The organism is Burkholderia sp. CpTa8-5, from assembly GCF_017815045.1.
GTDB lineage: Bacteria > Pseudomonadota > Gammaproteobacteria > Burkholderiales > Burkholderiaceae > Burkholderia > Burkholderia sola.
The window spans coordinates 96,625-108,603 of record NZ_JAGIQD010000002.1; the positions used below are offsets into that span (position 1 = coordinate 96,625).

9 protein-coding genes and 1 riboswitch are annotated in these 11,979 nt (G+C 60.3%); of the genes, 8 read left to right on the forward strand and 1 reads right to left on the reverse strand.

Features of this window, described 5'->3' with window-relative positions; all coding sequences use genetic code 11:
* Positions 1-198: 198 nt before the first annotated feature.
* From J8I35_RS03835 to J8I35_RS03870, 7 genes are all read left to right on the forward strand, one after another.
* Positions 199-924: a MipA/OmpV family protein gene (locus tag J8I35_RS03835; RefSeq protein ID WP_245170091.1), complete on the forward strand. Its 726-nt coding sequence runs from the start codon at positions 199-201 to the stop codon at positions 922-924.
* 8 nt (positions 925-932) lie between these two features.
* Complete coding sequence (locus J8I35_RS03840) at positions 933-1,607, forward strand: response regulator transcription factor (protein WP_050018086.1); 675 nt, start codon at positions 933-935, stop codon at positions 1,605-1,607.
* A gap of 50 nt (positions 1,608-1,657) precedes the next feature.
* On the forward strand, positions 1,658-3,010 hold the full coding sequence (locus J8I35_RS03845; protein ID WP_209924548.1) for an ATP-binding protein: 1,353 nt from the start codon (positions 1,658-1,660) through the stop codon (positions 3,008-3,010).
* Positions 3,011-4,210: 1,200 nt separating this feature from the next.
* Positions 4,211-5,845: a hypothetical protein gene (locus J8I35_RS34520; protein WP_245170092.1), complete on the forward strand. Its 1,635-nt coding sequence runs from the start codon at positions 4,211-4,213 to the stop codon at positions 5,843-5,845.
* A 249-nt stretch (positions 5,846-6,094) separates the two neighbouring features.
* Positions 6,095-6,198: riboswitch (SAM-I-IV-variant riboswitch) on the forward strand.
* A 42-nt stretch (positions 6,199-6,240) separates the two neighbouring features.
* On the forward strand, positions 6,241-6,645 hold the full coding sequence (locus tag J8I35_RS03860) for a hypothetical protein (RefSeq protein WP_185731868.1): 405 nt from the start codon (positions 6,241-6,243) through the stop codon (positions 6,643-6,645).
* A gap of 64 nt (positions 6,646-6,709) precedes the next feature.
* Complete coding sequence (locus tag J8I35_RS03865) at positions 6,710-8,440, forward strand: DUF4236 domain-containing protein (RefSeq protein ID WP_124630892.1); 1,731 nt, start codon at positions 6,710-6,712, stop codon at positions 8,438-8,440.
* A gap of 336 nt (positions 8,441-8,776) precedes the next feature.
* Positions 8,777-9,271: a hypothetical protein gene (locus J8I35_RS03870; protein WP_209924549.1), complete on the forward strand. Its 495-nt coding sequence runs from the start codon at positions 8,777-8,779 to the stop codon at positions 9,269-9,271.
* Positions 9,272-9,482: 211 nt separating this feature from the next.
* Here the strand turns inward: J8I35_RS03870 and glmS are convergent, their stop codons facing one another.
* A complete protein-coding gene (glmS, locus tag J8I35_RS03875; RefSeq protein WP_209924550.1) occupies positions 9,483-11,312 on the reverse strand; it encodes a glutamine--fructose-6-phosphate transaminase (isomerizing) in 1,830 nt (609 codons plus the stop codon).
* Between the two features lie 156 nt (positions 11,313-11,468).
* Between glmS and J8I35_RS03880 the strand changes: the two genes are divergently transcribed.
* Positions 11,469-11,960, forward strand: coding sequence for an Lrp/AsnC family transcriptional regulator (locus J8I35_RS03880; RefSeq protein ID WP_124654151.1), 492 nt, complete (start codon positions 11,469-11,471; stop codon positions 11,958-11,960).
* Positions 11,961-11,979 lie beyond the last annotated feature (19 nt).

Genomic DNA, 11,979 nt, shown 5'->3' on the forward strand with positions numbered 1-11,979 from the left:
TGCAGGCGCGCGGAGAGGCCTTGGACGATATTTTTCCTGGTAAGTGAGCGGTAAGTCGACTGGTCCTACAGTAGCCCCGGTTTCGACCCTCGACACCAGGAAACGATTGTGAAAATTGCCTCTCGCCGCGCCCGCCCGTTATGGCTGATTGCCGCTTCATTCGCACTTTCATCTGCTTCCGCGTGGGCGGACGACGGCATGAGCCCGCCCGATCCCGATAACTCAGGGCTGACCATCCTCAACAACGCGACGAACGTCACGCATTGGGGATTGGGCGCGGGCGTCGGCATCGAGCCGTCGGCCTACAGGGGCGACGGCACCCGCGTATTGCCTTTTCCTCTGGTCTACTTCGACAACAAATGGGTGCAGGCCATCGGCACCACGGTCGATCTGAAAATCGGCAACTGGAGCGGCGTCAATGTCGCGCTGCGCGGTCAGTTCTCGCTGTTCGACGGATACAGCGGCTCGGATGCCCCGATCCTGAACGGCATGGAAAAGCGCAAGGGCGCGTTGTGGTATGGGCCCGCACTGTCATGGAGCACCGGCTTCGGCACGTTGTCGGGTAGCTTCCTGCTCGGCGGAAACAAGGGCGAGCGCGCGAAAATCGGCTTCGAGAAGGCGTTCGAGCTCGGCGCGTTCTCGATCACGCCGCATGTCGGCGCGGAATGGCTGAGCAACAAATACGTCGACTACTATTACGGCGTGCAACCATCGGAAGCGCGTGCGTGGCGTCCCGCCTACAGCGCGGGTTCGGCCGTGAACGTGTCGGCCGGCACCCGTTTCGACTATCGGTTGACGAAGCAGCAGACGATGTTTGTGGACGTCGGCGTGTCGCGTCTCGGCGACGGCATCACCGACAGTCCGCTCGTCGGCAGGCGGTTCGTTCCCCAGGCCCGGATCGGCTACATGTATCGGTTCAAGTGAGTGCGAGCATGCCAAGAGTGGCGATAGTCGAGGATCACGAACGCCTGGCCGGCCTGTTGTCTCAGGCCTTGGCCGCGGCGGGCATCGAATCCGACCGGTTCGGCAATACCCGGGAAGCCGCTTACGGTATCGACCGGGCCGATTACGCGCTGCTGATCGTCGACCGCGGATTGCCCGACGGAGACGGCCTGACGTTCCTGCGGACGCTGCGCGCGGCGGGCCGCATGATGCCTTGCCTGATGCTGACGGCACGCGACGCGTTGCATGACCGCATCGACGGACTCGAAAGCGGCGCCGACGACTATGTGACCAAGCCGTTCGAAATGACCGAACTCGTCGCCCGCGTACGCACGCTGATGCGGCGTCCGGCGCTGCTCACGACCCTCGTCGCATCGTTCGCGGATGTGACCGTGGACCCGCCGCAGCGCGCGATGCGCTGCGGCGACCGGACGGTGCTGCTGGCGCCGGCCGAGCTGCAGGTCATGCTCTGCCTGATCGAAGCCGCGGGCCGGACCGTCCGGCATGCGGTACTCGAGCATGCCGCGTGGGGGCTCGCGGAGGCGGTCACGCCGAACGCGCTCGAGGTGACCGTGCACCGCTTGCGCAAGAAACTGACGGCGATCGGCACAACGACGCGGCTCACCAATATCCGCGGCGCCGGCTTCGCGCTGCGGGACGCGTGACGATGCTTCGCCGCGTGTCACCCGTTGCTGCTCCCTGGTAAAAAAACGCCATGTTCCGTCATTGGATCCTGCGCCTGTCGACGCGTCTGTGGGTGACCAACGTCGCCGCGTTCGCCATCAGCCTGGCGCTGCTGTCCGTGCTTTCCATCTATTTTCTGGACCGATATCCGGAGTTCTTGGGAAGGCGCCAGCAGATGGAGAGCATCCGTCATATCGTGGACGGAATGCATTTCGATGCGGCCGGGCGCCCGGCATCCGTGCGATTGGGCGAGCATCCGGCGGTGATGTTCCGGCTCTTGCCGGCCGACGTGAAGTATCGCGTGCTCGATGCGACGGGGAAGGTGTTGCTGGCGTCGGTGCCTTCGAGCGACGATCGACCGTGGCTGACGGAGAACCTCGCGACGGTGGCAGGCAAGGTGCTGCCCGCCACGATCGACGGCAAGGCGTACGCGGTCGCGACGCAGCGCGCGTTGAACGGGAGCGTCGTCTATTACGTGCAGGTGGCGCACAGCAGGCAACTCGTCGATGCGCTCGTCAGGACGCGGATCGATCCGATACCGAGGACCGTCGCGTATGTGCTGGTCATTGCGACCATCATTTTCGGACTGACGCTGCCGTTGACGATCGGTCACGTGCTGAAGCCGTTGCGGGAGGTATCGCGTGCCGCGCGGGAAATCGAGCCGCGCAACCTGAAGACGCGGCTGTCGTCGGCCGGGATTCCCAGCGAGATCAAGCCGCTGATCGATGCGTTCAACGACGCGCTGACCCGGCTCGAGAATGGCTTCGCGGTGCAGCAGCAGTTTCTGGCCGACGCCGCGCACGAGTTGCAGACGCCGCTCACGCTGGTCAGAGGGCAGATTGAGCTGCAGCCCGACATCAGCCATAAGGCGCTTTTGCTTCGCGAGATCGATTTGATGGCCCGGCAGGTCAAGCAACTGCTGCATCTGGCTGAAGTCAGCGAAGCGCAGAACTTCAGTTTCGGTGATGTGAGCGGCGTCGACGTCGCGCGGGACGTCGTGAGCCTGCTGGCCGGCAAGGCCGATGCGAAGCAAGTGACGCTTCATATCGAAGCGCGCGATTCCGCGGCGCCGATACGCGCGGACGGCGGGGCGCTTTTCGTCCTGCTCAAGAACCTTATCGAGAATGCGATCAATGCGTCGCCGTCGGGCGGTGTCGTCGTGCTGACCGTTCTCGAGACGGCGATTCATATTGAAGATGAGGGGCCGGGTATTCGGCGGGAACATCTGCCGCTGCTTTTCGACCGATACTGGCGGGCGCCGGATTCGCGATATGACGGTGCGGGGCTCGGGCTGGCAATCTGCAGGGAGATTGCCGAGGCCCATCGATGGAAACTGACGGTCGATGTGCTGATGACGGGGACGCGGTTCAGTGTGTGGTTTTAGTCGGGGCGGTTGTCTTGGCTGGCAGCGCAAGCGCGACAGGGGCGCATGCGTGCGGGTATTTCGATCAGGCGCATCTCATTCGCGATTTTCATCGACTGCTAGGAAAGGCACCGGCCGCCTATCGTCGGGATGGCCGGCAGCGTCAAGGTCGGCCGCAGGCGCACGTGAACTGATTCCGGCCCTCGTGTAAGATGCGCACAACTTCGCCCGGTCTTGAGAGGGACCGGATTCTCGCGCCGCAGCGGCAATTTGCCGAACAACAACAAGGAAGCCACGAGAGATGCCGGGGATTTCCACTGAAGCCTTTTCTGTCTGGCACGCGATTCTGTCCGTTGCCCGGCATGCACCGTCGCCGCACAACGTTCAACCATGGCGCGTGCAACTGATTTCGGACGAATGCGCCGAACTGTTCGTCGATGGCACGCGTACGTTACCGAAGGAAGACACGACCGGGTCATTCCTGTTGTCCGCGATGGGCATGTTCATCGAAGCGATCGATCTGCTCGCGGCACCACACGGTTTGCGTGTCGAATGGCAGTTGCATCGCCCGGTACGGGAACTGGCGGCCGTCATGTCCCAGCCGACCCTGCCGGAATTGATTCCGTTCGCTGCGTTGCGGCTCGTCGCCAACCCCGGGGCGCCGAGCGAGGACCTGTCGGCGCTGATGATGGCGCGCCGCACGTCGCGCATTTCGATGGACCCGACACCGGTACCGGACGCGGCCGTCACGCAACTGGCAGCGCTGGCCGACGAATGGGGGCATCGCTATACCCATGTATCGGGGGCCGAACGGGTCGAGCCGATCATCGCCGCGAACATCGATGCCGTGTTCCACGACATGAACGTCGCGGATTACCACGATGAAATCACCGGGTGGTTTCGCTTCACCGAACGCTCGACGGCGCTGCATCGCGACGGTCTCGACTGGCGCTGCATGAACCTGTCGCGCGCGGAGTTCTGGCTTTCCGCGCATCTGTCGAAAATCCTGACGTTCAAGCCGACGCGTTTTTACTTCAGGCACCGGTATCGCGCGCAACTGGGCCACGTACCCGCGATCGGCGTGCTGAGCGGCGATTTCTTCAACCCGGAGAATGCGATCGAGTCGGGCCGTTTCCTGCTGCGCTTCTGGCTTGCCCTGACGAGCCTCGGGCTGTACCTGCATCCGTACGGCAACCTGGTCACGAACCCCGGCGCCGCCGCATGGTTCAGTGCGCACACCGGTGTCGACGGGGCATGGCTCGTCTTCAAGGTCGGCTACTCGCGTACACCGCCGCAAAGCCAGCGCAGGGCGCTCGCCGACATCCTTGTCGACGCGACGGTTTCGTCCCATTCTCCGAGATCCGCATGAATACGCTCCACCGTCTGTTTCTCGAAACCATTCTTTGGACGCTGTGGTTTCTTCGCCGGGTGATCAGTGTCGATGGACGTCTTTACGTGTTCCTCAACGCACCGGTGTTTCAACCTTATCTGGCCTATGTCGGCCGCTTGCGCGCTCGCGTAGCCTTCCTCAAAGCGAGCACGACGTGCCCGGCCTACGTCGAGTTCCTGAAGGCCGAGGGTTACAAGGCTGGCGGAAGATGGCGGCTATCGGACCTGCCCGCGATGACCAAGGAGAACTACATCAAGCGCTACTCGATCGAACAGCGCTGCTATGGCGGGGCCATTCCGAAGTCGGGCGTCGTCATCGACGAATCGTCGGGGTCCACCGGCCAGCCGAACAACTGGGTGCGCAGCGCGGCCGAACGCAGCGACGTCAAGCGCATCCTGCAACTGAACTATCAGTTGGTGTTTCGCGATTCCGGCAAGATGCTGCTGAACTGTTTTGCGCTCGGGCCGTGGGCAACGGGCATGAACGTGTCGATGTCGCTCGTCGACGTCGGGATCATGAAGTCGATCGGACCGGACAAGGCCAAGCTGATCAACACGCTGAAGCTGTTCGGGCCGAAATATCAGTACCTGATATTCGGCTATCCGCCGTTTATCCGCTCGGTAGTCGACGAATGCGATCTCGACCTGTCGCCTTATCACATCGATTTCATCGTCGGCGGCGAGGGCTTGTCGGAAGCGTTGCGCGATCATTTGCTGCGCAAGGCGAGCACGGTCATTTCGTCGTATGGCGCGTCGGATCTCGAGATCAACATCGGCGTCGAGACTCCGACGACGATCGGTTTGCGGCGCACGTTGCTGAGCCGCCCCGAATTGTGTCGTGAACTGTTCGGTCGCGATACGCCGCCGATGCTCTTCCAGTACAACGCGCTCGACTACGTGATCGAAACGAATACCGACGGTGAACTGCTGGTGACCATCGGCCGTCAGTCCGGTGCGGCGCCGAAGATCCGCTACAACATTCGCGATTCGGGCGGGACGTATCGATTCCGCGAACTGAACAGGCGCCTGTCGGCACATGGCATACGCCTGACGGACTTCGCATCGCGGACCAGCCACTTCCCGTTCCTGTTTGTCTACGGCCGTAACGATTCGAGCGTACCGTTCTACGGTGCGAAGGTTTTCCCGTCCGATATCGAGCAGGTTCTGTCCGCTTCCCCGACGCTGCACGATGCAATCAGCACGTTCCAGCTCGCCACCACCGAGGATGCGAACCTGACGAGCTTCCTGCACATTCATATCGAGCGTGCGTCGACCAGTGCGCCGATGCCGCTTGACGACGCAGTACTGCATGCCGAGATGTTCGAGGGTATGAAGCGCGTGAACCAGGATTTTCGTGAGGTATCGAGGCTGTTCGATCCGACGCAAGTGATCGTGCATGTGCACGATCACGATACGGGGCCGTTTCAGGGGCGCGATATTCGGATCAAGAACAAGTACATCGCGTGAGGGCGGGAGGGGGATGCGTTTGGGCAGCGTCGCTTCACGCCGGGTCATCCGGCGTATTCCCTTATCGCTCATCCCGGTCCGGCGGCCTCTACTGATTGTCCTCGGACTTGGACGTCGCCGGACTCCTCCTCTCGTATGAGGGCCGGATCGGTGGAGCCTTCCCACTGAAATGTGGCTTTCACCGGACAGCTTGTCAGCGGCCGGATTTTCGATATAATGAATCAACGTTCGGAATGTCGAACGTGAAAATTCAAGCATCCAGAGTCGGGTTTTCCGACGCCAACCTGCCCTCCCGGGCAAGGTGGACGCCCTTGAGGCGATGCGGCCGATCGACGGCAACGAAACGGGAGCAGCATGGCTGGCACCGGTTCGATAACCATTCATCCGGAGCAACCATGAGCCAAGTTTCCTCCGCTTCCCGCCCGACCGTCTGTGAAGACTGGTCGCATTTTCTTCCCGGTTTTACGTTGACGCACACGGTTCATCTCGTTTCGAGACGGAATCCGGGTATTGTCTCGACCGCGGCTGCTGTGCTCGAAGGTGAAACGGCGACCGTCGATCGGTGGGCCATCACCCGCTGTGGCGACGTTCTCGAACAAAAAATCGTGCTCGGTGAAATGACGGAAGGGCAAGCGGTTCGGCTGCGAGAGCGGCTGGCTGCGCTGGATGGTGTGCTCCGGACCAGGGTCGAGCATCATTTCGTTCGGGGTGGTTCGGCGGCGGCCGGACATGCGTCGGAGTCTTATAGCCGAGCGACGGATTTATCTTGTACTATCGACCAAACAGAATACAAACTATGACCAAATTCCACAGTGCTGATGCGACTTAGCGTGGCACCGCTGGAGCTCGTGGAGCAGAAGAAAAATGGGCTGGGGCTTTCGAAAAAGCATCAAGGTCGCACCGGGCATCCGCATTAATTTCAGCAAGAGCGGCGTCAGCACATCAATCGGCGGAAAAGGCTTCACTTACAACACACGGGGCCGTATCACTACAAGCATCCCTGGTACGGGGATTCGCCATACGCATTCGCTGAAGAGCGCCAAGCGAACGTCGAAACCGGTCAGTTCTGTTGTTGCTGGAAGCCGAAATTTTGGCACCAATGGCTTTGAACGCCTATCAAAGCGGGAGCAAGCGACGCGGGACTTCGTCGTGATGGTCAAAACACGCACGACTACTGCCTTGGTCGATTACTTCTTCTCGCACGGCGTGTACGTCGACACTGAAGACTTGAGCGAGGCGGTGACTCTGGAAGACCACCAGGGCTTCCTCGAATCAATTTCCCCCGAGTTCGAAACAACGACGAACGCAATCCGACTTGCAGTTGACATCGGCTCAATCTCGCTTGCAGAGAAAGAGAAGGCGATGCGTGCGGTGTACGAGATTGAAAAGAAGTGCGCCGAGCATCACGGGAACCTGAAAGATCTAAGTGACGCTGCATCTGCGTTGCTGGCGGCAGTGCGAAGCTATCCGGCAACGCCGTCGTTGACCGGATCGCTCATTGCCGGTCTGTTCGGCGCTTTCCTCATCCCAGTCGTGAACATCGTTGCAGGCTTTGTTGTTATCGCAATTGCGCTTCTCTATGGTAGTGGCAAGGCCTTGAGTTACTTTCGAGAGCGGGATGCTGCCCTGGCGCTTATCGAAGAACGAGACCAACACTTCGAATCGCTATTGGTAGCTGAAATCACTCCGCGCCCGGCGCTGCGGTCAACTCGCGATACCGTAAAGCCGAAAGTCATTGGATTCGGTATCACTGTACTTGTCGCTATGATCGCCGCTTTGGCAATGCACCTGTTGAAGCCGGAGGCAGCTGGGACGAACACCACGGCATCTTCGGCTCAAGCTACTAGCGACGGCGCCGTTTCTCAAGCGTCGATGGCCAGCGGAAGTCCGGCAGCTAGCAAATTCGCCTGGATGATCGGAAAGCCGTCGTATGAAGTTGTGAACGATCACCGCTTCAAGGCTGCGTTCGGAAGCGTATCTCGTGCAAGCTGGAAAAAAATATCAGACCGTCTTATGGTGGGAAGTCAATCTGGAATTGAACTGAAAGACGGGTTCCTCGTTGGAGAGGGGTGCAAAGCTCATCAGTGCAGCTCTGAGAAAGCCGTGTTTGCCATCAACGAGAGCACCGGTAAAGGCGTGCTTATGATGATGGAAACGTCGGACAATACTCCCGTTTTCACGACGTACGGAGCCGCGAATGTGTCTATCGAGGGGACGCCGTTGGCCGGTTGGAAGCAACAGCAGATTGATGAATACCCGTTTTCGGCAAGCTCGGGGTCGGGGCAAGGCGCTCAAACGACCGCAGCTCTGTCCGCGACCTATCCGACAAGCTTCGACTGCTCGAAGTCTCGTTCGGACGCCGAGCATCTGATTTGCAATGACGCTGCGCTGGCTGCTGCTGATGTCGAGTTGGCTGACATCTACACGAAAGCCAAAGCTGCTGTAACAGACCAAGCTGCTTTTCGCGAAAGAACGCGCGGGCAATGGAACTATCGGGAGAGGAAATGCCATGACAGAGAATGTCTCGTACGATGGTACGCTGACCAAAAGAATGCGTTAGGCGAAATCGCGGCAACAGGTGTTGTCGGTCCGTAATTTGTCTATGGCTGGACTAGAGCAAACAGATAGCGTCAGATCGTCTGACTCAGTTTGGCCACAAAGAGCCATTCACCACCGCGTAGTTCGGTCATTCAGTTTCCAGTTCCGCTTTGCAATCGACCATTCGATCGATAAAGTCGAACGCTACCTCACAATCAAAGCGATCGCAGCCGATTCCCGAGCCTCGTTCCTTTTCTGGTGGGGATTGGGGCGTCACTCAATCGGTGGTGACGGCAGTCTGCCTCTATTTCCGACACGGCCCTCAAGTTTCGATCTTTATTGTCGTTAACGATATGCCATCGAGGCAAGGCATATGGATAACAGGATAACAAATTGAAATCGCGCTACCCACTTATTGCATCGGCACTGACCTCGGCGCTTGCCGGATGCGCCATTGCCGTCGCTCCACAGTATGTGGAGCCAACAGGCGGCGATGCCGCCTTACTAACCTTCGCGAAAAACGATTATTTTTTGGTTTTGCCTAGCATATTCGGAAATGCATCCAATTGCACGGACCGAAATCGCCTACCGGCGATACCTAACAATGGCGATGTAACTCGAACAGTTGTCGCGGGACAACCACTGTCGATCTCACTCTTGCGCGCTCGGGATTACTTCTCGGAAGCATGCACTCGCATTCTGACCTTTACGCCGGAGAGCGGTCATCACTATACCGCCATGATAAAAGGATACCGAAACGAGTGCCGCATCGAACTTTCGGATGCGGGAGCCTTGAGTGAAGAATCGACGAGCACCCAACCCGTCCAGTATGTCGATCGAAAAGTACTCCGACCATTCCTCGAAAATGGTGCGTTCTGCACCGAGTGATGCGACGGGAGTCGGTTGATCTTCACAACGTTAAAAAGTCATCGCAGTCTGGCCGGGCAACTCCCGGCCATTTCCCCTCTAACGCGTGCGATGCGCGCTCTGCTGCGATGTAACGCTCCGCCGACCTGATCTGACACTAGCCGAAACTGAATCGAGGCTTTGTAATCGAAATTAATGCACCTGAGCACACAATAAGAGCGCGAAGCCCCCCTCACTCCACCGTCACCGACTTAGCCAGATTCCTCGGCTTATCAATATCCGTCCCCCTTGCCAGCGCAGCGTGATACGCGAGCAGTTGCATCGGCACCGTATGCAGGATCGGCGACAACGGCCCGTAGTACTCATTCAGCCGAATCACTTCGATCCCGTCACTCGGCACCAACCCACAGTCCACATCCGCAAACACAAAAAGCCGCCCATTCCGCGCACTGACCTCATGCATGTTCGACCTGAGCTTTTCAAGCAGCATGTCATTCGGCGCAACCGCGATCACCGGCATTTCATTGCTGACGAGCGCCAGCGGCCCATGCTTGAGCTCCCCCGCCGGATAAGCCTCCGCATGAATATAGGAAATCTCCTTCATCTTCAGCGCGCCTTCCAACGCGATCGGATAATGCATCCCGCGCCCGAGAAACAGCATGTTGTCGCGTCGCGCGAGCAACTCCGACCACGCCATGATCTGCGGTTCCAGCGCGAGCACTTTCGACATCGCATCGGGCAGATGCCGCAGCGCCCGCAGGTGTTTCTTCTCCTCGTCGTCACTCAACCGCCCGCGCACCTGCGCCAGCGACAGCGTCAACAGGAACAGCGCAACGAGCTGCGTCGTAAACGCCTTCGTCGAAGCCACGCCGATCTCGACCCCCGCACGCGTCACGAACTGCAGCGCACATTCGCGCATCAGCGCACTCGTCGCGACGTTGCAGATCGCGAGCGTGTGCATCATCCCGCTGCGTTTCGCGACGTGCACGGCCCCAAGCACATCAGCGGTTTCACCGCTCTGCGACACCGCAACCACCAGCGTGCGCGGATTCGGCACACTGTCGCGATAACGAAACTCGCTGGCGATCTCCACGCTGGCCGGCAACTTCGCAATGCTCTCGATCCAGTACTTCGCGGTCAGCGCCGCGTGATAGCTGCCGCCGCACGCGAGCAGCAGCACCGAATCAACGTCATTGAACACACGCCACGCGCCGTCGCCGAACAGCTCGGGCATGATCGACGAAACGTCGAGCAGCGTATCGGCCACGGCCTGCGGCTGTTCGAAGATCTCCTTCTGCATGTAGTAGCGATACGACCCGAGATCGGCCGCGCCGCTATGCGCGGCGACGCGTTGCACCGCGCGCTCGACGCGCTGGCCGTTCGCATCGAGGATCCAGTAGCGATGCAGCTGGATATCGGCGACGTCGCCGTTCTCCAGATAGGCAATGCGATCGGTGATGCCCGACAGCGCAATCGCGTCGGACGCCAGAAAATTCTCGCCTTCGCCGACCCCGACCACGAGCGGCATCCCGTCGCGCGCGCCGACGATCCGGTGCGGCTCGTCGCGGCACATCACCGCGATCGCATAGCTGCCGCGCAGTCGCGCCACCGCACGCCGTACCGCATCGAACAGGTCGCCGTCGTACAGGTGATCGATCAAATGTGCGATTGCCTCGCTGTCGGTCTGACTCGCGAATACATAGCCGTGCGCCTGCAGTTCCGCGCGCAGTTGATCGCAGTTCTCGATGATCCCGTTGTGCGACAGCGCGATGCGTGCATTCGCGTCGCTCGGCGAGAAGTGCGGATGCGCGTTGAGCGTGACCGGCGCGCCATGGGTGGCCCAGCGCGTATGCGCGATTCCCGTGTAACCGGACAACGCCAACTCGGCGATCTCGCGCCGCAGGTTGGCGACACGATCGACGCTGCGGGCGCGCGCCAGCGCGCGGTCGCGGTAGACCACGACGCCGCACGAGTCGTAGCCGCGGTATTCGAGCCGTTTCAGGCCGTCGACCAGGTTCGGCAGGATGTCCCGCTGGGCAACCGCCCCGACGATTCCACACATATCGCGCTCCGTAAATGTCCTGTCTGGATCAGTAAGAGCGATGGTAGAGCCAGTGAAATGGAATTAAATTTCAAAAAACTGCAAAACATGAAATTGGCGGATGATCGTCTATCATGTTGAAATTAAATTTCACTCGCTGACCGGAAGGAGTGGCCGATGGCCGCCATCACCCTCGACGACCTCGACCTGCGCATCCTCGCGATCCTGCAGGACGACGCGTCGGTATCGAACCTGCAACTCGCCGAGCGGGCGCTGTCGTCGCCGCCCACCTGCATGCGTCGCGTGCGCCGGCTGACGGAGGCTGGCGTGATCCGTCGGCAGGTCGCGGTGCTCGATCCGGTCGCGATCGGCACGGGCGTCACCGCACTGATCGAGATCAGCCTCGACCGGCAGACGGCCGAAGACTACGACGCGTTCGAAGCGTACGTGTGCGCGGAGCCGGCCGTCACGCAGTGCTATCGCGTGTCGCCGGGGCCCGATTTCGTCGTGATCGCCGATCTCGCCGACGTCGCCGAATACGACGAATTCGCGCGGCGGCTGTTCACCGGCGCGTCGAACGTCCGCAACGTGCGGACGTTTTTCTCGACGCATCGCGCGAAATTCGAAGCGAACGCGCGGGTCGCGCACGCGATGCGCAAGCGCGCGTAGCGTGAGGTAACCGCGTCGT